Source organism: Ramlibacter sp. PS3R-8, assembly GCF_037572435.1.
Classification (GTDB): domain Bacteria; phylum Pseudomonadota; class Gammaproteobacteria; order Burkholderiales; family Burkholderiaceae_C; genus Ramlibacter.
The window spans coordinates 851535-873708 of sequence record NZ_JBBHGT010000001.1; the positions used below are offsets into that span (position 1 = coordinate 851535).

The following is a 22174-nucleotide window of genomic DNA, read 5'->3' on the forward strand; positions in this document are numbered from 1 at the left end:
CGCGACGGCAATCGGAGCAACTGGAGTGGCACCATGAGCGAACGAACTTTCCAGGAGCAGCCGCCCGTATCCGGAGACTGGAAGACGAAGACGGCCCTGGTCCTGCTCATCGTGGCAATGCTGTCGCCGTTGCTGGTGCCCGTGGTCCTGGCCATGGACCTGCCGCGCGAAGTACGCGGACCGCTGGCCGGGCTGATGCTGTTCGGCCTGCCGATGGCGATGATGCTGATCGTGGTCGGCCTCGTCGGCCAGCCGGCGTTCGCGTTCATCAAGCGCCGGGTCGGCAGGCAGGATTCGCCTCCCGCTGCCGTGGGCCTGACACGCTACCGAATCGGAGTCGTGCTCGTTTTCATCGCTCTTCTCCTGAGCTGGACGGAGCCGCTGCTGTCACCCAGGTTCCCCACGATCGCGGACCTCCGCGTCCCGCTGGGCGCCTTTGCCGATGCGGTCGTGCTCATCGGCCTGTTCGTGCTCGGTGGAGAATTCTGGGACAAGCTGCATGCATTGTTCGTGCACGACGCACGCGTCACGCCCGATCCGTCGAAAGGCACCCTGCACGCGGAGCCCGTGCTGGTGGGATGGCGGTTCTATGTGGGAGTCGCCATGCTGATGTGCACGGTGCTTTCCTGGGGACTCATCCCCCTGGCCTCGAATGCCGGGTGGAGCACGGGGAAGATCGCCAGCCTGACCGGCGGCATCTTCATTGCCAACAAGGTCCTGCTGATCGGCGCCGTCGCGGTCATGGGGAAGTCGGGCTTCAACTACCTCAAGCAGCTCGTCTTTGGCGCGCTGCGCAGGTTCGGGCCGCCCCGGCAGGTCAGCCGCGGGCGCTACCGGCTCGGGCTCGTGCTGTTCATGGTGCCCATGCTGATGACCTGGATTGCTCCGTACATCACCGGCGCGCCAGGCAGCGTCTACGGGTTCCTGCAGGAACTGGCGCTGGAAGCCTTGGTGCTGGTCGGATTGTTCCTGTTGGGGGGCGACTTCTGGGACAAGGTTCGGGCCCTCTTCCAGCATCGCGCCAGAGTCCAGGTCGCGGGCCGATCGTCCGCTTCCCCCGCTTGGGTCGCGTGAATTGCGAGCACCGGGCGGGATGGATTTGCCGCATCCCGGCGATCCCATCGTTCTGCCGCGCGGCGACCGCTGCAACGGCCGTCCTGCTGGGCGCGTGCACGACGGTGGGCCCGGACTTCGAGCGGCCGCGCTCGTCCTGGCTGGACGCGTGGAGCGGCGGATCGCTGCAGTCGCTGCCACCGGCGACAGGCGGCCCGCGCAGCGCACCCTACCCGGAGTGGTGGCGGAACCTGGGGGACCCCGTGCTGGATCGCCTGGTGCTCGAGGCGCAGCAGGCCAACCCGAATGTGCGCATCGCCGGGCTCCGCATCATGGAAGCGAGGGCCCAGCTCGGGATTGCCGGAAGCGCGCGCTTTCCGCAGGTGCAGCAGGCCAGCGCGCAATTGCTGCGGGGCGGCGAGCAGCGCTTCGGCGGGCCCGACTTCACCGCGGTGACCCTCGGGGCCGCGTTCCAGGTCGGCTGGGAAATCGATTTCTGGGGCAAATTCAGGCGCGGCATCGAAGCCGCCGATGCCGGATATTTCGCCAGCATCGCCAGGTACGACGACCTGCAGGTCCTGATGGCCGCGCAGGTTGCCAGCCTGTACTGCTCGATCCGGACGCTCGAGGCGCGCGTGGTGATCGCCCGGAAGAACGCTGAACTCCAGAAGAGGAGCCTGGACATCGCCCAGAGCCTGTTCCGAGGGGGCACCGAATCCGAACTCGACGTCCAGCAGGCGAATGCGCAATACCTCGGCACGCTGGCCACGATTCCGCAACTCGAGGCGGTGCTGCGCCAGGCGCAGAACGCGCTGGGCACCTTGCTGGCCAGGACTCCCGGCCCCCTGGTCGAAATGAACGCGGGCACCAGCGAGATTCCGCAGGCCACACTCGATGTCATCGTCGATGTCCCGGCCGAACTGTTGCGCCGTCGTCCGGATGTCCGCGCGGCGGAACTGCAGTTGGCCGGCCAGTCCGCACTGATCGGCGTCAGCGCCGCCGATCTCTATCCCTCCATTTCGCTGCTGGGTTCCGTTGGTTTGTCCGCGACTTCGCTGAATGGCTCGCCCCGGACGCTCACCTGGGGCGCGGGGCCAAGCCTGGTCTGGAACGTGTTCGACTACGGACGCCTCGCCAATGCGGTGCTGGTGCAGGACGCACGGTTCCAGCAGTTGTATGAACAGTACCAGGACACATTGCTGCGCGCGGCGCGCGAGGTGGACGATGCGGCCGTCGGTTTCGTCAAGACCGGTGAACAGGTCCCCTTGCTTGCGGACGCCGTGAAAGCGGCGCAGCGATCGCTCGACATCGCGACCATCCAGTACCGGGAAGGGCTGGCCGACTTCTCGCGCGTGCTGGACGCCCAGCGTGTGCTCTTCGGCCAGCAGGACCTGCTGGTCACCACGCGCGGCAACCTGACGCAGAACCTGGTGGCCTTGTACAAGGCCATGGGGGGCGGCTGGGAGCCGGGACGCAACCGCCCGGCCATCGACGATGCGACCCGCGAGACGATGGAAAAGCGCAGCAACTGGAAAGGCCTGCTGGCCGAGCCACTGCCAGCCGCCGATGATGCGCAACCTGCGATACCGGATCGACAACCATGACGAAGACCCAGAACCCCGCGCCCGCCCCCGGTGGAGGCAGCCGCCGGGGCGCCATCCTCGTGCTCGTGCTGATCCTCGCCAGCCTGACCTGGTATTTCGTCTCCGACCGCCTCACCCCCTACAGCACCCAGGCCCGGATCCAAGCCTTTGTCGTCCCGGTTGCAGCCGAGGTCTCAGGTACGGTGCTCAAGGTTTACGTGAAGAACAACGACGAAGTGCAGCCGGGCCAGCCATTGTTCGACATCGACCCGACGCAATACCGCATCGCGCTCCAGCGCAGCCGTTCCGACTTTGATGCGGTGCGCATGTCCGTCAACGCGTCGTCCGCGGTCGTGGATGCCGCCAAGGCATCCTTGCAGGCGGCGCAGGCCGGCGAAGTCTTCGCGCGACAGGACGCGGCCCGGCTGGAACAGATCTTTGCGGAAGACCCGGGGGCGCTTTCGGTTCGGCGGGTCCAGAGCGCGCAAGCCAACCGACTGCAGGCATACAGCCGTGTCAAGGCGGCGGAAGCCGACTTGCGGCGGGCCCGCGAATCCGCAGGGGAACAAGGTGAACTGAACGCCCAGCTCCAGAGCGCCCGCGCGGCGATCGAAAAGGCGGAGCTCGACCTGCGGCGAACCCGGGTGGTTGCTCCGGCGCGCGGCTCCGTGACCGACCTGCGCACCGACGTCGGCCAGTTCACCTCGGCGGGAGCGGCTGCCATGACCCTCATCGCCGTCCACGACCTGTGGATCAGCGCGGACATGACCGAAAACAACCTGGGCAACGTGAAGCCGGGCGACGAAGCAGCCATCGTGCTGGACGTGATGCCGGGAGAAGTGCTCAAGGGGCGGGTGCGCAGCGTGGGCACCGGGATCGGCGCCAGCAAGCCGCCTCCGCCGGGCACCCTGCCGGAGATAGAGAACAGCCGGGACTGGCTGCGGCAGTCGCAGCGCTTCCCGGTGGCGGTGGAATTCGACGCTTCCGAGCAGTCTCGATTGCGTGGCGTCCGCGTCGGCGGCCAGGCCGACGTCCTGGTCTATACCGGGGACTACCCCGTGATGAACTGGCTCGCGCGGGTCTTCATCGGCGCGATGAGTTACTTCTCCTACCTGTACTGAGCACGCCCCGATGCATGCGGCTGACAAGGCGGTGTTGCGGCTGGCAGTTGGCGTCGGCCTGTCGGCCTTCATTTCCTACGCTTCTGCGCTCCCGTTGCCGTTCGTGGGCTGCATCGTCACCGTCGTGCTGTTGGCCAAGCCCGGGCCCCCCCTTCCCTTCGTCAAGGGCATGCTCGCGGCGATGATCATTGCCGCCGTCCTGGTGGCCGGGGTGCTGATGGTCCCGGTCCTCGAGCATTACCCCCTGGCAGGCGTCCTGCTCACCGGCGTCTTGCTGCATGCCATATTTTCCGCCGGCAAGCGGACCGCCAATGCGTTCACCACGATCCTGGTGATCGCGTGCACGGCCATTCCGGTGACCGCCCTCCAGAACCAGGCGATGGCCACGGTGCTGAGCGTTCACATGGGTGTCGGGCTCGCGGCCGGGGTTGTGGTCAGCGGGCTGATGCATGCCTTGTTTCCGGACCCACCCGCCCCGGTGAAAGCCGCGCCGCCCCTCGCTCCGTGGCACCCGATGCAGGCCACGCTGGTCGTGATGCCGGTTTTCGTGCTCGCGCTGATCAATCCGGCTTCTTACGTCCCCGCCCTCGTGAAGTCCGTCCTCCTGGGCCAGCAAGCTGGTGGTGCCACGGCGCGATCGGCGGGACGCGAACTCGTGGGCTCCACGGTGGCAGGGGCTGCGATGGCGGCACTGGTCTGGTTCGGCCTGACGTTGCGGCCGAACCTGTGGATGCTCGTCTTGTGGCTGACGGCCGCCGCCTTGTGGGCCGGGACCAGGATGTTCGGGATCCGCCCGACCTCCTGGCCCCCGTCATTCTGGGCCAATGCCCTCGTGACCATGTTCATCGTGCTGGGGCCTGCGATAGAGGACAGCGCTGCCGGCAAGGATGTCCCGAGCGCAGCCGCCACGCGGGTCGCCGTGTTGCTGGGTGTCTCCCTCTATGCGTGGGCAGCGGTCTCCGCATTCACTTGGATGCAGGGGCGGGTTCCACGGAAAGCGCCACGGCCTGCGTATAGACCGCGTGGACCTGGTCGCCTACCTTGATCAGCTTCAGCTGCGCGGGATCCCGCACGCGCATGTCCATCGTCTGTTGCGGCCCCTTGAGCGTGATGATCTGCGACTTGGCATCCACGGCGATGACGTCGGCCGTGACTTCAGCCTGGGCGGCGATCGCGCCACCCGGAAGTTCACCGGCTTTCGTGCGCGCTCCCGCGGCGGTGGTGGTGCCGCCGGGCACGACCTTGCCGTCCTTTTTCAAGGTCAGCGACAGGGACTCGAGATAACGGACGGTCACGCGCTGCCCGACCGCCACTTGCGCCAGATTGCGAACGTCCGGCCCCGCCTTCAGGGGATGGATGCGTCCGTCGGGGCCCTTGAGCGTCACCGTGCCTGCCGCGGCATCGACCTCGGTCACGACAGCCGTCACGGTTCGCGTTCGCTCCATGGTGGCCTTGCCTGGCGAAGACTTCGTGGTTTCGGTGACCTGAGCCAAGGCAGGTGCGGCTTGCAGCGCGAGCAGGGTGGCGGCAAAAGCCGAGACGAGCTTCATGAAGGTTTTTCCTGTGTTGATCGGGGTTGTCATTCGACCGTTTGGCCGCGAGCCTCGATCCGGCACTCTGGCGTCCCGCATCGCCCCTGGCTATTGGCCCAAGGTCCCATGTCCGTCTTGAACCACGGCCCCAACCCGCGATGAGCAAATCCCCTCTCCGTCAAAGGTCAATAGGCCAGGACAACGAATCCGAAGCACCAAGGGCACACTCGTGCGCAATATAAGAGGCCGCAGGGATGGAATGCTGATCGAAGCAGGCGTACACGCGTGAACTGGATCGTCGTCATCTGGTCGATGCTCGCGGCCGCCTGCCTGACACTCGCGGCCATCCACCTGCCGATCTGGTTGCACGATCGCGCGGCCCGGCCCAGCTTGTTCTTCTCCCTGATGTGCGTGGGCACGGCTGGCATGGTGCTATGCGAGGCCATGCTGATGCACGCGCGCACGACCACCGAGCTGGCGAGCATTCTTCGGTGGGGCCACCTGCCGATCTGGCTGGTGATCGTTTCCATGGTGGGCTTCACCCATACACACCTGGGGACCGGCCGCGCCTGGCTGGCATGGACCGTGGTCGGCCTGCGCACGCTTTCGCTGGTGCCGAATTTCACCACGGGCGTGAACGTCAATTTTCTTGAAGTTTCACAGCTGGATTTCGTGCCCTTCCTCGGCGAACGGGTCCCGATACCGACGGCTGTGCCGAACCCCTGGATGATCGTGCCCCATCTGGGCTTGTGGCTTTGCATCCTGTTCGTGGCCGACGCCATGATGACCGCCTGGCGCCAGGGTGCGCGGGACAAGGCGCTGCGCATCGGCGGCAGCACCGTCGTCTGCCTTCTCGCCAGCGCCGCGCAGGCGCTGCTGATCGTCTGGCTGGGCGTCCCGATGCCGGTCACCACCAGCCTGTTCCTCTTGCCGATCGTGGGCGTGATGGCGTACGAGTTGAGCCGCGATCTCCTGCATGCCCGCCAACTGGCGGCCGAACTTGGCGAGAGCGAACAACGCATGACCCTGGCGGCCCGTGCAGCGAACCTGGGCGTCTGGAGCCGGGACCTCGCCCATGAGGAAATCTGGGCGAATACCAAGTGGCGCGAGCTGCTGGGGTTTTCGCAAGCCGAGCTGATCACGGCGGAGAAGGTCCTCCAGAAGGTGCATCCCGATGACCGCGATCGCGTCCGCCGGCTCGTCACCGCAACGACCAGTTCGCCGGGAGTCCATCAGGGCGAGTTCCGGGTCCAGCTGCCCGATGGGGGCATACGCTGGATCGCATCGCAAGGGCAGGCGGAGTTCAACACGCACGGCCGGGCGATCCGCGCCCGGGGCGCTTCGATCGATTGCACCGCGCGCAAGCTGTCCGAGCAGGAAACGCTGTTGCTGCGGCAGGAAATCGCCCACGTCGGACGGGTGTCCGTCGTAGGCGAGCTCGCCATGGCGCTGGCGCACGAGATCAACCAGCCACTGGGCGCCATCCTTCGCAACGCCGAAGCCGCCGCCCTGTTCCTGCAGCAGGAGTCGCCCGACCTCGAGGAAATCCGCGCCATCATCGACGACATCCGCAAGGACGATCAGCGTGCGGGTGCCGTCATCGACCGCATGCGGGCACTGCTGAAACGGCAGGAAGTCCAGATGCGACCCCTCCACGTGGACGAATTGCTGGGGGACGTGGCCGCGTTGCTCAGGCCCGAGGCGGCGGCGCGGCGGGTCAAGCTGGATGTGAAAATCATCGAAGACGTGCCCCGCATCGCCGGGGACCGGATCCACCTGCAGCAGGTTCTCCTCAACCTGGTGTCCAACGGAATGGACTCGATCGAGGAGTCGAGCCGGCAGGGGCGCAGCATCGTCGTCACCGCCCGGAGTGAAGACCCGGCGTCGGTGAAAATTGCCGTGACCGACAGTGGCCGCGGAATTGCAGCCACCGATGCAGCGCGGCTGTTCGAGCCCTTCTTCACGACCAAACCCAAGGGCATGGGCATGGGCCTGTCCATCTCGCGAACGATCATCGAGGCCCACGGCGGCAAGCTATGGGCGGAGAACCATCCCGGCGGCGGCGCCTGTTTCCTCTTTACCGTGCCGACGGCCGAGGAGTTGGAGCAATGACTGCAACCGTGCGTCGGTGACACGCAGGCGGGGGTTGCTGACAGGGCTTAGGCCCCTCCCTTAAGGGCAGTGGACATGGTGCGCGCCGGTGCGCAGACTGGCGATGTTGATCATGTCCCCGCCGCCCCTTTACGTCGCCGTTGTCGACGATGACCCCAGTCTCTGCAGATCGCTCAGTCGCCTGCTGCGGGCGGCCGGCATGCACGCGATCAGCTACGCGTCGGCGGAAGACTTCCTGGCCGATTCGAAACAGCCAGCCTTCGATTGCCTGGTGCTGGACGTGCAACTGGGCGGCATGTCCGGCATCGATCTCGGGCACTGGCTCACTGCCGAAGGTGGCAGCTCGCCCATCATCTTCATGACGGCATTCGACGACAACGAAACGCGCAGCCGCGCCGAACGCGCGGGAGGCGCAGCCTACTTCCGCAAGACGGACGGCGGCTCCGGCGTGCTGGAAGCCATTCGCCGGCTGACCGCCTGAGCCGCAACTACTTCTTCGCGGCTGCAGCCGCAGTCCCTGTCACCGCCACGGGCATGACCGCGGCCGTGGCCGGCGATGCCGCAACTTCCTTGCGGCGGATGATGCTCGCCTTGCGCTCGTCGTCCTTGAAGGCGTAGGCGCGTTCGCTGTTCTTCCACGTTCCCAGCCACAGCATGTTGGCCGAGATGGCGTCGTGGTCGGCCGGCGAAAAGGCGCGTTCATACGTCGTCACGACGCCACGGTAAGTGCCCGACGGGTTCTCCAGCGCCTTCTTCAGGCCGGCGCTGCTCAAGTCTCCCTTGGAGTCGAACATCGCGCGCAGCATCAGGTAGACGCTGTCATACGTTTGCGCCGCGGACATCATCGAGCCGATCGGCGCTTCCTTGCTGATCTTGGCGTAGTTGCGCAGGAAGGTGCTGTTGCGCTCCATGAAGATGTTCGGCAGCACGGTCTGGACCATCATCGAACCTTCGACCTTGCCGCCCGAAACTGTGAAGGCCGACGCATGCGACAGGCCCCACGGGCCGTATTGCGGCACCTTCCAGTTCACCGCGGCGCGGCTGGCGGAAATGACGCCCTCTTCCGGCCCCACCGTCCAGCCGATCAGGGAGTCGGCGCCGCTGGCCTTGAGCTGCTGCATTTCCTCGTCGAGGTTCTTCACTCCGACCTTGAAACGCACCACGGCTTGCGGCTTCAGCTTGGCGCGTGCGAGGGCCGCTTCCAGGTCCTTGAGGCCGGCTTCGCCATAGCCGCTGGTGTCCACCAGCAACGCCACCTTCGACAGCCCGCGATTGACGATCTGGTCCACCAGGAACTGCGTCTGCAGCGAGTCGCGCGCCGAGGTGCGGAAGATGTAGCTGTCGGCTGCCGGATACTTGGCGGTGATGGCCGTGCCGGTTGCGCAGGTGACGACCAGAATGCTCTTGTTCGTCTGGAACACGTCCAGCGCCTTCATCGCCACGCCGGTGTTGCAGAAGCCGATGTTGAAGTTCACCTTCTCCTTCTCGACCAGTTCCTTCGCGTGGGCCAGGCCGGTGTCCGGGTCCGCCTTGTCGTCGCGGATCACCAGCTCGAACTTGCGGCCGAGATAACCGCCAACCTGGTTGATCTCGTCGACGGCCACCTGGGCGCCGATGCGGGCGCTGTTGCCCATGTCCGCCGAGCCGCCCGTCAGCGGAAAGATGAGGCCGATGCGGATCGGCTTCGCGGAGTCCTGGGCCCAGGACGGGACGGCGATGGCCGCTGCGATGAACGCTGCAATTAGTGCCGAGTTCCTCATGGATGCTCCTCTGTGTTGATTACAGAAAGTTACATGCCTATGACTTCCGTGGCAAGCATGCAAGCCACGCCAACTCGGCAATTTTGCCGCTTTAAGGGACTCCCCTAGCCAAAAGAAAGGAAATCAGTGGCTGCGGCGCATCGCCGGCAGCCCCGAGTCCATGTGCGGAAACACAGGATTGCGGATCGCGCCGCCGGATTCGCCTGGTTTCGCATGCGGCGCCGGGGTATGCGCGAGGTACGGAACCACGCTGTGGGCGCCGAAGCCCCAGCGTCGGCCTGCGGGTTGCAGGCGCACGGGGTCATGGTCGCTGTTACGGGGAGAGCGCATCACGAAATCACGGCTGGGCACGACAGTTTGTCACAACGGTCTCGCCCGTGCAGGGCATCTTCCGACGCCGTGGATCGTTCACGGACTACATGGCCCGCGTAGCCCAGCGATAGGGTGAAGCAAACGGGAGCACCCATGCAGGCCAACGCCGTCACCATCCAGGTTCCGCTCCAGCGCCGCGAAGAGCGCCGCAGTTCCGACCGCTATGTGGCGTCCATGCCCGTGCAGGTGAACGGCGAAGACAGCACCACGCACGACCTCAGCGCCGGCGGATTGAGTTTCGTGGCGGACCGCAGCTATGACGTGGGCGCCCGGATCGACGTCGTCGTCGAATACATCCTGGATGGACATCACTACCCGCTGCGCTGCCAGGCGCAGGTCGTGCGCGTCCAGGCATCCGGGACGGCATTCACGATAGGGGCACGGCTGCTGCCCGAGACGCGTTTGCCCGACGTGCCCGAAGGTGGCCCGGACCACCCGCCGCGCCCGCTGCGCCGCGTCGCCTAGGCCGCGGACGCATCCTCGAAGAATGGCGCCACCAGGCGGGTGGCCACGCCCACGCGCCGGCCCTGCTGCTCCACGCGCACCACCTTGCCTTCGCACAGCAGGTAGCGCTTGCGGCCCTGCAAGGTGTATTCGACGGTGAAGTTCACCAGCGCTCCCAGGCGCTGCGCCACATCGGTCTCGAAGTACACACCCCGCGCGCTGATGTTGCGCGTCAGGCCCGGCACGCCGTCGACCGAGACCGGCATGGCCGTCTCGAAGCGCTCCGCCACGCGCTGTTCGCGCTGTGCCTTCCGGGTGGTGATGTGCATGGAGTTCCTTTGCTTCGAGCGTGCCACACGCTAGGAGGGATTCGCGCTGTTCGCTGTAGGCGGATTCGGATGAGCCGCCGTCGGATGCCACCGACGCGGCGCTGCCGCTGCCTGCATGGGCGGCACAATGGGCCCTGCACCGCTGCGTTTTCCCGATGAACCTACCCTGGCTCCAACCCGGCGACCCGTTTCCCGACCCGTCCCGGGCATGGGACGACAAGCAGCCCGCCCCCGGACTGCTGGCGGCTGGCGGCGCGCTCGACGTCGACAGCCTGCAGCGCGCCTATGCCAGCGGCGTCTTCCCATGGTTCAGCGAGGGGCAGCCCGTGCTCTGGTGGAGCACGGATCCCCGCATGGTGCTGTTCACCGACGAGTTCAAGCTGCATCGCTCGCTGCGCAAGACCATCGCCCGCTTTGCCGCGGACCCGCGCTGCGAAATCCGTTTCGATGGCGACTTCGACGCCGTCATCGCGGCGTGCGCGGGCAGTGAACGGCCGGGGCAGAGCGGCACCTGGATCGTGCCTGCCATGGTGTCCGCCTACCGCGCCTTCCACCGCGCCGGTCATGCGCACAGCGTCGAGACCTGGATCGACGGCCGCCTGGCCGGTGGGCTGTACTGCGTGGTGCTCGGGCGCGCCGTGTTCGGCGAGTCGATGTTCACCCGCGTGCCGGATGCCTCCAAGATTGCCCTGGCCGCGCTCGTGGCGTGGTGCCGGCACGCACAGGTGCGGATGATCGACTGCCAGCAGAACACACGCCACCTCGCGTCGCTCGGCGCCCGCGAGATCGCGCGGGCGCAATTTGTGCAACAAGTAGCGCGCGAGCGGCACCACGAATCCGCTCGCTGGCAGTTCGAACCCGTATACTGGAATTCACTCGTGCTGCATCCCACACCCGCGTGACGCACCTCAAGGATCTCCCGCTCCAGACGCTGCAGTTCTACGCCACGGCGCCGTACCCGTGCAGCTACCTGCCGGGCCGCCAGGCGCGGTCGCAGGTCGCAACGCCCAGCCACCTGATCCACAACGACGCGTACTCGGAACTCGTCACCGGCGGCTTCCGGCGCAGCGGGATGTTCACGTACCGGCCTTACTGCGACGGCTGCCGCGCCTGCGTGCCGTTGCGCGTGGTCGTCGACGGGTTCGAGCCCGGGCGCAGCCAGCGCCGGGCGTGGGCGCGCCATTCCAACCTGCAGGCGCGCGTGCTCAAGCTGTGCTTCGTGCCCGAGCACTACCACCTGTACCTGCGCTACCAGACCGGCCGGCACGCAGGCGGCGGCATGGACCACGACAGCATCGACCAGTACACGCAGTTCCTGCTGCAAAGCCGCGTGAACTCCCGCCTGGTGGAGTTCCGCGAGAAACTGCCCGACGGCAGCCCCGGGCCGCTGCGCATGGTGTCCATCCTCGACGTGCTGAACGACGGCATTTCGGCCGTGTACACCTTCTACGAACCGGACCCGCTGGCCAGCTTCGGCACCTACAGCGTGCTGTGGCAGATCGACCAGGCCAAGCGGCTGAAACTGCCGCACGTGTACCTGGGCTACTGGATCGACGAGAGCCCGAAGATGAACTACAAGGCCCGCTTCCATCCCCACGAGGTGCTGGTCGACGGGGAGTGGACGCCCGGCGCCCGCTGAGGCACCTGCCTTTTCACAAGGTAAAATGGACGGTGAGGAACCGTCCATGCGCAAGAAAGACTCCCAGGGCCCCGCCACTCCGACCATCCAGGTGATCGAGCGCATGTTTGCGCTGATCGACGTCCTGGCCTCGCGGGAAGATGCCGTGTCGCTGAAAGAGATCAGCGAGAAGACGGGCCTGCACCCTTCCACCACCCACCGCATCCTGAACGACCTGGCCACGGGCCGCTTCGTGGACCGTCCCGAGGCGGGCAGCTACCGCCTCGGCATGCGCCTGCTCGAGCTGGGCAACCTGGTCAAGGCGCGCCTGAATGTGCGCGACGCGGCGCTGGCGCCGATGCGCGAATTGCACAAGCAGATCCAGCAGCCGGTGAACCTGAGCGTGCGCCAGGGCGACGAAATCATCTATGTGGAGCGTGCGTACAGCGAACGCTCCGGCATGCAGGTGGTGCGCGCCATCGGCGGGCGGGCGCCGCTGCACCTCACGTCCACCGGCAAGCTGTTCCTCGCCGCCGACGATGCGCCGCGCGTGCGTGCCTACGCCACCCGCACGGGGCTGGCCGGGCACACGAAGAACAGCATCACGCAGTTGCCGGTGCTGGAACGGGAGCTGGCCAAGGCGCGCCAATACGGCATGGCGCGGGACAACGAGGAGCTGGAGCTCGGCGTTCGGTGCATGGCCGCCGGCATCTACGACGACCAGTCCAAGCTGGTGGCCGGCCTGTCGATCTCTGCACCGGCGGACCGCCTGGACGAAAGCTGGCTCTCCAAGCTGCAGGCGACGGCCAACGAGATCTCGAACGCGTTGGGGCACAAGCCGCCGACGCAGCGGCTGGCCGCTTGATCCCGGCGGGGTCGCTGCGCGAACCCGGCCTACGGCCCAGGCCGGTTCAACCAGAGACCTGGCGAACGAGGGTGTTGCCACCCGTGGTGGGCATGGGCAGCCCGGCAGGCATCTGCGTTTCCACCCAGCGGCGCACGCGCTCGGCGTCGCCGATGCGGCTGAGCTTGCCGGCCGAGTCGAGGAACACCATCACCAGCTTGCGGCCGGACACCTTGGCCTGCATCACCAGGCACTGGCCGGCCTCGGAGATGTAGCCGGTCTTCTGCAGCGTGATGTCCCACGCCGAGTTCTTCACCAGGCGGTTGGTGTTGCTGAATTGCAGGGTGCGCTTGCCCACGGTGACCTCGTGGCGCGGCGACGTCGACAGCTCGCTGAGCAACGGATCCTGCGAAGCGCTCATCACGAGCTGGGCGAGGTCCTGCGCGCTGGACTGGTTGCGGCTGGACAGCCCCGTCGGCTCGACGTAGCGCGTGTCCTTCATGCCCAGCAGCTTGGCCTTGGTGTTCATCGCCTCGACGAACGCCGACATGCCACCGGGGTACGTGCGGCCCAGGGCGTTCGCCGCCCGGTTTTCGCTGGACATCAGCGACAGGTGCATCAGTTCGCCGCGGGTGAGCGTGACGCCCACCTTCAGGCGCGAGCCGGTATGCTTTTCGGTATCGACGTCGTCCTGCGAAATGGTGATGGACTCGTCCATCGGCAGCTTGGCATCGCTGATGATCATCCCGGTCATCAGCTTGGTGAGGGAGGCGATGGGCAGCACCGCCGACTCGTTCTTGCGCAGCAGCACGTGGCCGCTTTCCTGGTCGATCACCAGGGCCACGCTGGACTTCAGGTCCAGGTCATCGGCCGCCGCGTGCAGGCCGGCGATCTGGCCGAAAGACGGCTTGGCCGGGACCATGCGTGCGACCGAGCGCGACTGCCGGGTCACCACGGTGGTGCGCGTTTGCGCGAAGCTCTTGCTGACCCGAGGCTGCTTGACGATGGTCGGCTGCTTCGGATCCTTCGTCGCCCCGCCCTTGGCTTCCACGGCGTGCACGCCGGGTGCCAATGCCAGAGCCACGACGCTCCATGCAAAGGTTTGTACGAGTCGGTTCAAGTGCTACTCCTGGCAACGACGCCTTGGGTGTAGGAGACGGCTTACACCCTCTGCGCAAAGTGTACTTGAGCCACGAACCTCATGGCGCAGAATTTACACAAATCAATGACTTACGGCTGCATCCTACAGCTGAGTCATGTGCCGGATGACACTGTTGCGACCGTTCATCCCTGCGCGGCGACGCGATCGGACTTGCTGGTCAGCTTGTTCAAGGCGCTGAGATAGGCCTTCGCGGAGGCGACGACGATATCCGGATCCGCCCCCACCCCGTTGACGACGCGACCGGAGTTCTGGAGACGAACGGTCACTTCTCCCTGACTTTCGGTGGAACCGCTGATGGCGTTCACGGAATACAGCACCATTTCCGCGCCACTCCTGACGTGGCTCTCGATCGCCTTGAGCGATGCATCGACCGGCCCGTTGCCGTCCGACTCGCCGCGAACCTCCTTGCCGCCGGCCGTGAAGACGACCACCGCATGCGGCCGCTCGCCGGTCTCGCTATGTTGCCGCAAAGAGACAAGCCGGTAGGTTTCCTGCTCCTGCGTCACGGTCTCGTCGCCGACGAGCGCCAGGATGTCCTCGTCGAAGATCTCGCTCTTGCGGTCCGCCAGCTCCTTGAACTTGGCGAAGGCGGCGTTCGCCTCGGCTTCGCTCTCGAGCTGGACGCCCAGCTCCTGCAGGCGCGCCTTGAAGGCATTGCGGCCCGACAGCTTGCCCAGCACCATCTTGTTGGAGCTCCAGCCCACGTCCTCGGCCCGCATGATCTCGTAGGTGTCGCGGGCCTTGAGCACGCCGTCCTGGTGGATGCCGCTGGCGTGGGCGAAGGCATTGGCGCCCACCACGGCCTTGTTCGGCTGCACGACGAAGCCGGTCGTCTGGCTCACCATGCGACTGGCCGCCACGATGTGCTTCGTGTCGATGTTGAGCTCAAGTCCGTAGTAGTCCTTGCGCGTCTTCACCGCCATGACGATCTCTTCCAGCGAACAGTTGCCGGCGCGCTCGCCCAGCCCGTTGATCGTGCATTCCACCTGCCGGGCGCCGCCCAGCTTCACCCCGGCCAGCGAGTTGGCCACCGCCATGCCCAGGTCGTTGTGGCAGTGGACCGACCAGATCGCCTTGTCGGCGTTGGGTACGCGCTCGCGCAACGTCCTGATGAACTGTCCGTAGAGCTCGGGCACCGCGTAGCCCACGGTATCGGGCACGTTGATGGTGGTGGCGCCCTCCTTGATGACGGCCTCGAGCACGCGGCAGAGGAAGTCCATTTCGCTGCGGTAGCCGTCCTCCGGCGAAAACTCGATGTCGCCGCAGAGGTTGCGGGCAAAGCGAACGGACTGCTTGGCCTGTTCCAGCACCTGTTCCGGCGTCATCCGCAGCTTCTTTTCCATGTGCAGCGGCGAAGTGGCGATGAAGGTGTGGATGCGCGCGCGGGCCGCCGGCTTGAGCGCTTCGGCGGCGCGGGAAATGTCGCGGTCGTTGGCACGGGACAAGGAGCACACCGTCGAGTCCTTGATCGCCGTGGCGATGGCGTACACGGCGTCGAAGTCGCCATTGGAGCTGGCGGCGAACCCCGCCTCGATGACGTCCACCTTCAGCCGCTCGAGCTGGCGCGCGATGCGCAGCTTTTCGTCCCGGGTCATGGACGCGCCGGGCGACTGCTCTCCGTCGCGCAGCGTCGTGTCGAAAATGATCAGCTGGTCTGCCATGTCGGTTCCTTGTGTTCCATGCGGAGGCCGGCGCGCTGCAGGCCCGAGACGATGGCCTGCAGCGAGGCGGACACGATGTTCGCGTCCATGCCGACGCCGAACAGGGTGCGCTCGCCCACCCGCAGCTCGAGGTAGGCGACAGCGCGGGCGTCCGCCCCCGAGGCGACGGCGTGCTCATGGTAGTCGAGCACGCGGATGGATTCACCCGTCGCCGCGCTCAGGCCCTGGACGAAGGCGTCGATGGGGCCGTTGCCGGCGCCGCGCACCGACAGCGTGCCGCCGGCGATGCGCACGTCCGCGGCCAGCGTGACCAGCCCGCCCGCGCTCGCGGTCCCCTGCTCCAGCACCTGGTGCTGCACGGCGGCCTGTCCGATCCGGTACTCGCCCTCGAAGAGCGACCAGAGCGCCTGCGCGTTCAGTTCCTTGCCGCTGGCGTCCATGACGGTCTGCACCGCCTGGCTGAATTCGATCTGCAAGCGGCGGGGCAGCTCGAGCCCGTACTCGGACTCCAGCAGGTAGGAAATCCCGCCCTTGCCGGACTGGCTGTTCACGCGGATCACCGCCTCGTAGCTGCGTCCCAGGTCCTTGGGGTCCAGCGGCAGGTAGGGCATGTCCCAGACGTCGCTGTCCTTGCGGGCGGCAAAGGCCTTCTTGATCGCGTCCTGGTGCGAGCCGGAGAACGAGGTGTACACGAGGTCGCCGACGTAGGGATGGCGCGGGTGCACCGGCAGCTGGTTGCAATGCTCCACGGTGCGGCGGATCTCGTCGATGTCCGAGAAGTCCAGCCCGGGGTCCACGCCCTGGCTATAGAGGTTGAGCGCGACGTTCACCAGGTCGAGGTTGCCGGTGCGCTCGCCATTGCCGAACAGGCAGCCCTCCAGCCGGTCGGCACCCGCCATCACGGCGAATTCCCCAGCGGCGGTTCCCGTGCCGCGGTCGTTGTGCGGATGCACGGACAGCACGATGCTGTCGCGCCGCGCCAGGTGCCGATGCATCCACTCGATCATGTCCGCAAAGATGTTCGGCGTGGAGTGCTCCACGGTCGAAGGCAAGTTGACGATGCACTTGCGCGCGGGCGTCGGCTGCCAGACTTCGGTGACCGCATCGACCACGCGCTTGGCGAACGCCAGCTCGGTGCCGGAGAACATCTCGGGCGAGTACTGGAAGGTCCATCGGGTCTGCGGCTGTCGTGCGGCCAGTTCCACGAAGAGCCGGGCCTGGCTGGTGGCCAGTTCGACGATGCCTTCCTCGTCCAGTCCCAGCACCACCTTGCGCATCACCGGCGCCGTGGCGTTGTACAGGTGCACGATCGCCCGTGGCGCGCCCTGCAAGGCTTCGAACGTCCGGCGTACCAGCGGCTCGCGCGCCTGGGTCAGGACCTGGATCGTCACGTCGCCGGGAATGAGGTCTTCCTCGATCAGCTTGCGGACGAAGTCGAATTCCACCTGCGAGGCCGAAGGGAAGCCGACCTCGATTTCCTTGAACCCGATCGCCACCAGGGCGTGGAACAGGCGCAGCTTGCGCGGGATGTCCATGGGCTCGATCAGCGCCTGGTTGCCGTCGCGCAGGTCCACGCTGCACCACACCGGCGGCTTCGACAGCACGGCGTCCGGCCAGGTGCGGTCGGCCAGCCGCACGGGGGCGAAGGGGCTGTATTTGCTGGCGGGGTTCTTCAACATCGGCATCGGAGTTCTCGCTTCAAGGGTGGTGGACCGGCAGCCCCAAAGAAAAACGGCCCGCTGCTGGTGCAAACGGGCCGTTGATCCGGAAAATGCGCGCGCGCTACCGTCTCCGCCCGTGGGGGATGAGTAGTAGGGCCAGCGCAATGCGGTTCATGGCGTCAATGTAGCACAAGACCATTTCAGCGGTGCAGGCCGCTTTCTTCCGGCTCGTCCGTCGACGTGCTGATCACGCTGGCGCGCTGGCCGCGGGCCTTGCGCCAGAAATACAGGACGTAGCCGGACAGCCCATAGACGACGAAGATCGAGAACAGCACGACCGGCGGGTCGATGTTGATGATGGCGATGCCCAGAGCGATCAGCACGATCACGGCGAAGGGCACGCTCTTCTTCATGCTGATGTCCTTGAAGCTGTAGAAGGGCACGTTGGTCACCATCGTCAGCCCCGAGTACAGCGCCACGCCGAACATGACCCAGGCCACGTCGTACGGCTTGACGCCGTAGTCCGTCATGATCCAGATGAAGCCGGTGGCCAGCGCCGCGGCGGCGGGCGAAGGCAGGCCCTGGAAGAAGCGCTTGTCGACCACGGCGGTGTTGACGTTGAAGCGGGCCAGCCGCAGCGCGGCGCAGGCGCAGTAGACGAAGGCCGCGATCCAGCCCCAGCGGCCCAATCCCTTGAGCGCCCATTCATAGGCGATCAGCGCGGGTGCGGCGCCGAACGACACCATGTCCGACAGCGAGTCCATCTGCTCGCCGAAGGCGCTCTGGGTATTGGTCATGCGCGCGACGCGCCCGTCCAGGCTGTCGAGCACCATGGCGCAGAACACGCCCGCGGCCGCCAGGTCGAAGCGGCCGTTCATGGCCATTACGACGGCGTAGAAGCCCCCGAACAACGCGGCGAGCGTGAACAGGTTGGGCAGGATGTAGATGCCCTTGCGGCGCTTGCGCACCACCAACCCATCGCCCAGGTGTTCGTCGTCGTGTCCGTCGTGCATGGGAGGAGTGTAATTCCCTCTCCGTCACCCCCGCGAAGGCGGGGGCCCAGGGCTCCCAAAAGAAACGCCCGCAGCTGCGGGCGTTCTCTGGATCCCCGCCTGCGCGGGGATGACGTTGCTCCGGCGCTGCGCGCCGCGCGAACGTCAGTTCCGGGTCTGGTCGACCAGCTTGTTCTTCTTGATCCAGGGCATCATGGCGCGCAGCTGCTCGCCGACCACCTCGATCGAGCTTTCCGCGTTCAGGCGGCGGCGCGACTGCAGCGTGGGCGCGCCGGCGCGGTTCTCGATGATGAAGCTCTTGGCGTACTCGCCGGTCTGGATGTCCTTGAGCACCTGCTTCATCACCTTCCTGGTCTCGTCGGTGATGATGCGCGGGCCCGTCACGTACTCGCCGTACTCCGCGTTGTTGGAGATCGAGTAGTTCATGTTGGCGATGCCGCCTTCGTAGATCAGGTCGACGATCAGCTTGAGCTCGTGCAGGCACTCGAAGTACGCCATCTCGGGCGCGTAGCCGGCTTCCACCAGCGTCTCGTAGCCGGCCTTGATCAGCTCCACGGTGCCGCCGCACAGCACGGCCTGCTCGCCGAACAGGTCGGTCTCGGTTTCTTCGCGGAAGTTGGTCTCGATGATGCCGGCCTTGCCGCCGCCGTTGGCCATCGCGTACGACAGCGCCAGGTCACGCGCCTTGCCGGACTTGTCCGCGCTCACCGCGACCAGGTGCGGCACGCCGCCGCCCTGGGTGTAGGTGCTGCGCACGGTGTGGCCCGGGGCCTTGGGGGCGACCATCCACACGTCGAGGTCGGCGCGCGGCACGACCTGGCCGTAGTGCACGTTGAAGCCGTGGGCGAAGGCGATCGAGGCGCCCTGCTTCATGTTCGGCTCCACGTCGTTCTTGTACACGGTGGCGATCTGCTCGTCGGGCAGCAGCATCATCACGACATCGGCGGACTTCACGGCGTCCGCGACTTCGGCGACCTTCAGGCCGGCCTTCTCCACCTTGGACCAGCTCGCGCCGCCCTTGCGCAGGCCGACGACGACCTTGACGCCGCTGTCGTTGAGGTTCTGCGCGTGCGCATGGCCTTGCGAGCCGTAACCGATGATGGCGACCGTCTTGCCCTTGATCAGGCTCAGGTCACAGTCCTTGTCGTAATAAACCTTCATGAGTCTCTCCAGAAAAAATCGTTGGGGGGTGATGGGTGGGTCAGGCGCGCAATATGCGCTCGCCGCGGCCGATGCCGCTGGCGCCGGTGCGCACCGTCTCCAGGATGGCGCTGCGGTCGATGGCGACCAGGAAAGCGTCGTTCTTGGTCTGGTCGCCGGTGAGCTCGATGGTGTAGCTCTTCTCGGTCACGTCGATGATGCGGCCGCGGAAGATGTCGGCCATGCGCTTCATCTCCTCGCGCTCCTTGCCCACCGCGCGCACCTTGACCATCATGAGTTCGCGCTCGGTGTAGCTGCCTTCGGTGAGGTCGACCACCTTGACCACCTCGATCAGGCGGTTCAGGTGCTTGGTGATCTGCTCGATCACCTCGTCGGAGCCCGCGGTCTGGATCGTCATGCGCGAAAGGGAGGGGTCCTCCGTCGGCGCCACGGTGAGCGACTCGATGTTGTAGCCGCGCGCCGAGAACAGGCCGACGACGCGGGAGAGTGCGCCGGGCTCGTTTTCGAGCAGCACGGCAATGATGTGTTTCATGTTCCTGATTCCTCTTTTCGCCGCCCTCCCCTGCAGCCGGTAAGCGGCAGGCTTGGCGGGCAATAGATTCGTCTAATTCGGGATCGGATTACCGGACGCAGAAGGCGCGGAAGTTACGCAGAAGACGCAGAAGAAACCTGAAGAATTTTCTCTTTGTCTTTTTCGCGTCTTCTGCGTGACTTCTGCGACTTCTGCGTCCGGTTGTTGGGTTTGGCCTTAGAGATCCTCGGACCCGAGCAGCATCTCCGTGATGCCCTGCCCCGCCTTCACCATCGGCCAGACGTTTTCGGTCGGGTCGGTGCGGAAGTCCATGAACACCGTCCGGTCCTTCAGCTTGCGCGCCTCGCGCAGCGCCGGCTCCACGTCCTCCGGCCGCTCGATCAGCATGCCCACGTGGCCATAGGCCTCGGCCAGCTTGACGAAGTCCGGCAGCGCGTCCATGTAGCTATGGCTGTAGCGGCCTTCGTAATCGAGCTGCTGCCACTGCCGCACCATGCCCAGGTAGCGGTTGTTCAGCGAGACGATCTTGATCGGCGTCTTGTACTGGAAGCAGGTCGAGAGTTCCTGGATGCACATCTGCACCGAGCCCTCGCCGGTGATGCAGTACACCTCGGCATCCGGCTTGGCCAGCTTGATGCCCATGGCGTACGGGATGCCCACGCCCATGGTGCCGAGGCCGCCCGAGTTGATCCAGCGGCGCGGCTCCTGGAACTTGTAGAACTGCGCGGCCCACATCTGGTGCTGGCCGACGTCGGACGTGATGTAGGTCTCGACGTCCTTGGTCATGTTCCACAGCGTCTCGATCACGTGCTGCGGCTTGATCACTTCGCGATTGGCGCGGTCGTAGCGCAGGCAATCCTTCTTGCGCCAGTTCTCGATGGTCTCCCACCAGCCGCCCAGCGCCGCGGCGTCGGGCTTCAGGCCGGATTCGCGGATCTGCGCGAGCAGTTCGATGAGCACTTCCTTCACGTCGCCGACGATCGGGATGTCGACCCTGACCCGCTTGGAGATGCTGGAGGGGTCGACGTCGATGTGGATGATCTTGCGGTCGGTGGAGCCGAAGTGCTTGGGGTTGCCGATCACCCGGTCGTCGAAGCGCGCGCCGATGGCCAGCAGAACGTCGCAGTTCTGCATCGCGTTGTTGGCCTCAATGGTGCCGTGCATGCCCAGCATGCCCAGGAACTTGGGATCGGTGCCGGAGATCGCGCCCAGCCCCATCAGCGTGTTGGTGCAGGGGTAGCCGAGCAGGTTGGCCAGCGTGCGCAGTTCCTCGCTCGCGTTGCCCAGGATCACGCCGCCGCCGGAATAGATGTACGGCCGCTTGGCCGCCAGCAGCAGTTGCAGCGCCTTGCGGATCTGGCCGCTGTGGCCCTTGCGCACCGGGTTGTACGAGCGCATCTCCACCTTGTCCGGGTAGCCGGTATAGGTCGCCTTGTTGAAGGAGACATCCTTCGGGATGTCCACCACCACCGGGCCGGGGCGGCCGCTGCGGGCGATGTGGAAGGCCTTCTTCATGGTCATCGCGATGTCGCGCACGTCCTTCACCAGGAAGTTGTGCTTGACGATCGGCCGGGTGATGCCCACGGTGTCGCATTCCTGGAACGCATCCAGGCCGATGGCCGCAGTGGGCACCTGCCCGGTGATGATCACCATCGGGATGCTGTCCATGTACGCCGTGGCAATGCCGGTGACCGCGTTGGTCACGCCCGGACCCGAGGTGACCAGGGCCACGCCGACGTCGCCGGTGGCGCGGGCATAGCCGTCGGCGGCGTGCACCGCGGCCTGCTCGTGGCGCACCAGCACGTGCTGGATGGTGTCCTGCTTGTAGAACGCGTCGTAGATGTGCAGCACCGCGCCGCCCGGGTAGCCCCAGACGTACTTCACGCTCTCGGCCTGGAGGGCCTTGACGAGGATTTCGGCGCCTCGAAGGTCTTGCGATGGGCCGGCCTGCGCGGCGGCCGCGGAGCTGAGCTCCGTGCGGGAGATTTCCATGATGAACCTTTCGGGATTCGACTTCGAACCTTGGGGTGCCCCTTCGCCCGCCCTCGTGAGGCTGCGTCGGGACTTAGAACTCCGGGCCATGGGCGCGCGCTTCGCACGCCGGATCCGGGCTCGTTTGCCGTTGACTTGCAGCCGCATTATCGCACTGCAACAGAACAGTGCCCGGACGGCCGGCGGGCAATGCCATAATTTCGAGCTGTCCAGTCGGGCCGCCG

At 66.1% G+C, this 22174-nt stretch carries 21 protein-coding genes; 10 read left to right on the top strand and 11 right to left on the bottom strand.

The annotated features are described in order from the left end of the window. The first annotated feature begins 33 nt into the window (after positions 1–33). The 4 genes from WG902_RS04010 to WG902_RS04025 are packed head-to-tail and all read left to right on the top strand — an operon-like array spanning position 34 to position 4802. The gene (locus WG902_RS04010; RefSeq protein ID WP_340058635.1) at positions 34–1074 is read left to right on the top strand and encodes a transporter suffix domain-containing protein; all 1041 of its coding nucleotides are present in this window, start codon (positions 34–36) and stop codon (positions 1072–1074) included. Beyond that, entirely contained in the window at positions 1071–2657 is a 1587-nt protein-coding gene (locus WG902_RS04015) for a TolC family protein (RefSeq protein WP_340059435.1), read from the top strand. The genes WG902_RS04010 and WG902_RS04015 overlap by 4 nt, the downstream gene beginning before the upstream one ends. Then, entirely contained in the window at positions 2654–3757 is a 1104-nt protein-coding gene (locus WG902_RS04020) for an HlyD family secretion protein (protein ID WP_340058636.1), read from the top strand. Before WG902_RS04015 ends, WG902_RS04020 begins: the two co-directional genes overlap by 4 nt. A gap of 10 nt (positions 3758–3767) precedes the next feature. Continuing rightward, entirely contained in the window at positions 3768–4802 is a 1035-nt protein-coding gene (locus WG902_RS04025) for a DUF2955 domain-containing protein (protein WP_340058637.1), read from the top strand. On the opposite strand, the gene WG902_RS04030 is transcribed toward WG902_RS04025, so the two are convergent. Beyond that, the gene (locus WG902_RS04030; protein WP_340058638.1) at positions 4723–5307 is read right to left on the bottom strand and encodes a hypothetical protein; all 585 of its coding nucleotides are present in this window, start codon (positions 5305–5307) and stop codon (positions 4723–4725) included. The two genes, WG902_RS04025 and WG902_RS04030, sit on opposite strands and share 80 nt — an antisense overlap. A 267-nt stretch (positions 5308–5574) precedes the next feature. Here WG902_RS04030 and WG902_RS04035 point away from each other — a divergent pair, with 267 nt between their 5' ends. Together WG902_RS04035 and WG902_RS04040 are read left to right on the top strand one after the other, a co-directional pair. Further along, positions 5575–7401 carry a sensor histidine kinase gene (locus WG902_RS04035; protein ID WP_340058639.1) on the top strand — a complete coding sequence of 609 codons (1827 nt, stop codon included), beginning with the start codon at positions 5575–5577 and terminating at the stop codon, positions 7399–7401. 112 nt (positions 7402–7513) lie between these two features. Further along, complete coding sequence (locus tag WG902_RS04040) at positions 7514–7882, top strand: response regulator transcription factor (protein ID WP_340058640.1); 369 nt, start codon at positions 7514–7516, stop codon at positions 7880–7882. Between the two features lie 7 nt (positions 7883–7889). On the opposite strand, the gene WG902_RS04045 is transcribed toward WG902_RS04040, so the two are convergent. Both WG902_RS04045 and WG902_RS04050 read right to left on the bottom strand, forming a co-directional pair. Beyond that, entirely contained in the window at positions 7890–9161 is a 1272-nt protein-coding gene (locus WG902_RS04045) for an ABC transporter substrate-binding protein (protein WP_340058641.1), read from the bottom strand. A gap of 123 nt (positions 9162–9284) precedes the next feature. Then, complete coding sequence (locus WG902_RS04050; protein ID WP_340058642.1) at positions 9285–9458, bottom strand: hypothetical protein; 174 nt, start codon at positions 9456–9458, stop codon at positions 9285–9287. 168 nt (positions 9459–9626) lie between these two features. On the opposite strand from WG902_RS04050, the gene WG902_RS04055 reads away from it, so the two are divergent. Further along, a complete protein-coding gene (locus WG902_RS04055) occupies positions 9627–9998 on the top strand; it encodes a PilZ domain-containing protein (protein ID WP_340058643.1) in 372 nt (123 codons plus the stop codon). Here WG902_RS04055 and WG902_RS04060 read toward each other — a convergent pair. Next, positions 9995–10306: a PilZ domain-containing protein gene (locus tag WG902_RS04060; RefSeq protein WP_340058644.1), complete on the bottom strand. Its 312-nt coding sequence runs from the start codon at positions 10304–10306 to the stop codon at positions 9995–9997. The two genes, WG902_RS04055 and WG902_RS04060, sit on opposite strands and share 4 nt — an antisense overlap. 155 nt (positions 10307–10461) lie before the next feature. On the opposite strand from WG902_RS04060, the gene aat reads away from it, so the two are divergent. Genes aat through WG902_RS04075 form a run of 3 tightly spaced genes read left to right on the top strand, consistent with a single transcriptional unit; the run spans position 10462 to position 12789 of the window. Next, positions 10462–11208 carry a leucyl/phenylalanyl-tRNA--protein transferase gene (gene aat, locus WG902_RS04065; RefSeq protein ID WP_340058645.1) on the top strand — a complete coding sequence of 249 codons (747 nt, stop codon included), beginning with the start codon at positions 10462–10464 and terminating at the stop codon, positions 11206–11208. Continuing rightward, positions 11205–11945, top strand: a complete 741-nt coding sequence (locus tag WG902_RS04070) for an arginyltransferase (protein ID WP_340058646.1) — start codon at positions 11205–11207, stop codon at positions 11943–11945. Before aat ends, WG902_RS04070 begins: the two co-directional genes overlap by 4 nt. Positions 11946–11991: 46 nt before the next feature. Next, entirely contained in the window at positions 11992–12789 is a 798-nt protein-coding gene (locus tag WG902_RS04075; protein WP_340058647.1) for an IclR family transcriptional regulator, read from the top strand. A gap of 46 nt (positions 12790–12835) precedes the next feature. Here the strand turns inward: WG902_RS04075 and pbpG are convergent, their stop codons facing one another. From pbpG to WG902_RS04110, 7 genes are all read right to left on the bottom strand, one after another. Continuing rightward, positions 12836–13888 carry a D-alanyl-D-alanine endopeptidase gene (gene pbpG / locus WG902_RS04080; RefSeq protein WP_340058648.1) on the bottom strand — a complete coding sequence of 351 codons (1053 nt, stop codon included), beginning with the start codon at positions 13886–13888 and terminating at the stop codon, positions 12836–12838. Positions 13889–14052: 164 nt separating this feature from the next. Next, a complete protein-coding gene (locus WG902_RS04085) occupies positions 14053–15591 on the bottom strand; it encodes a 2-isopropylmalate synthase (protein ID WP_340058650.1) in 1539 nt (512 codons plus the stop codon). Next, entirely contained in the window at positions 15576–17270 is a 1695-nt protein-coding gene (gene leuA, locus WG902_RS04090) for a 2-isopropylmalate synthase (protein WP_340058651.1), read from the bottom strand. Before leuA ends, WG902_RS04085 begins: the two co-directional genes overlap by 16 nt. A gap of 182 nt (positions 17271–17452) precedes the next feature. Further along, positions 17453–18265, bottom strand: coding sequence for a CDP-diacylglycerol--serine O-phosphatidyltransferase (gene pssA / locus WG902_RS04095; protein WP_340058652.1), 813 nt, complete (start codon positions 18263–18265; stop codon positions 17453–17455). A 144-nt stretch (positions 18266–18409) separates the two neighbouring features. Beyond that, complete coding sequence (gene ilvC / locus WG902_RS04100; RefSeq protein ID WP_340058653.1) at positions 18410–19426, bottom strand: ketol-acid reductoisomerase; 1017 nt, start codon at positions 19424–19426, stop codon at positions 18410–18412. A 40-nt stretch (positions 19427–19466) separates the two neighbouring features. Continuing rightward, on the bottom strand, positions 19467–19958 hold the full coding sequence (ilvN, locus tag WG902_RS04105) for an acetolactate synthase small subunit (protein ID WP_340058654.1): 492 nt from the start codon (positions 19956–19958) through the stop codon (positions 19467–19469). A gap of 216 nt (positions 19959–20174) precedes the next feature. Beyond that, positions 20175–21950: an acetolactate synthase 3 catalytic subunit gene (locus WG902_RS04110; protein WP_340058655.1), complete on the bottom strand. Its 1776-nt coding sequence runs from the start codon at positions 21948–21950 to the stop codon at positions 20175–20177. Positions 21951–22174 lie beyond the last annotated feature (224 nt).

What these genes read in the sequence shown, in the direction of transcription:
- WG902_RS04010 (WP_340058635.1), top strand. Translation starts at nt 34, where the DNA reads ATGAGCGAACGAACTTTCCAGGAGCAGCCGCCCGTATCCGGAGACTGG.
- WG902_RS04020 (WP_340058636.1), top strand. Translation starts at nt 2,654, where the DNA reads ATGACGAAGACCCAGAACCCCGCGCCCGCCCCCGGTGGAGGCAGCCGC.
- WG902_RS04025 (WP_340058637.1), top strand. Translation starts at nt 3,768, where the DNA reads ATGCATGCGGCTGACAAGGCGGTGTTGCGGCTGGCAGTTGGCGTCGGC.
- WG902_RS04030 (WP_340058638.1), bottom strand. Translation starts at nt 5,307, where the DNA reads ATGAAGCTCGTCTCGGCTTTTGCCGCCACCCTGCTCGCGCTGCAAGCC.
- WG902_RS04040 (WP_340058640.1), top strand. Translation starts at nt 7,514, where the DNA reads ATGTCCCCGCCGCCCCTTTACGTCGCCGTTGTCGACGATGACCCCAGT.
- WG902_RS04045 (WP_340058641.1), bottom strand. Translation starts at nt 9,161, where the DNA reads ATGAGGAACTCGGCACTAATTGCAGCGTTCATCGCAGCGGCCATCGCC.
- WG902_RS04055 (WP_340058643.1), top strand. Translation starts at nt 9,627, where the DNA reads ATGCAGGCCAACGCCGTCACCATCCAGGTTCCGCTCCAGCGCCGCGAA.
- WG902_RS04060 (WP_340058644.1), bottom strand. Translation starts at nt 10,306, where the DNA reads ATGCACATCACCACCCGGAAGGCACAGCGCGAACAGCGCGTGGCGGAG.
- aat (WP_340058645.1), top strand. Translation starts at nt 10,462, where the DNA reads ATGAACCTACCCTGGCTCCAACCCGGCGACCCGTTTCCCGACCCGTCC.
- WG902_RS04075 (WP_340058647.1), top strand. Translation starts at nt 11,992, where the DNA reads ATGCGCAAGAAAGACTCCCAGGGCCCCGCCACTCCGACCATCCAGGTG.
- WG902_RS04085 (WP_340058650.1), bottom strand. Translation starts at nt 15,591, where the DNA reads ATGGCAGACCAGCTGATCATTTTCGACACGACGCTGCGCGACGGAGAG.
- leuA (WP_340058651.1), bottom strand. Translation starts at nt 17,270, where the DNA reads ATGTTGAAGAACCCCGCCAGCAAATACAGCCCCTTCGCCCCCGTGCGG.
- pssA (WP_340058652.1), bottom strand. Translation starts at nt 18,265, where the DNA reads ATGCACGACGGACACGACGACGAACACCTGGGCGATGGGTTGGTGGTG.
- ilvC (WP_340058653.1), bottom strand. Translation starts at nt 19,426, where the DNA reads ATGAAGGTTTATTACGACAAGGACTGTGACCTGAGCCTGATCAAGGGC.
- ilvN (WP_340058654.1), bottom strand. Translation starts at nt 19,958, where the DNA reads ATGAAACACATCATTGCCGTGCTGCTCGAAAACGAGCCCGGCGCACTC.
- WG902_RS04110 (WP_340058655.1), bottom strand. Translation starts at nt 21,950, where the DNA reads ATGGAAATCTCCCGCACGGAGCTCAGCTCCGCGGCCGCCGCGCAGGCC.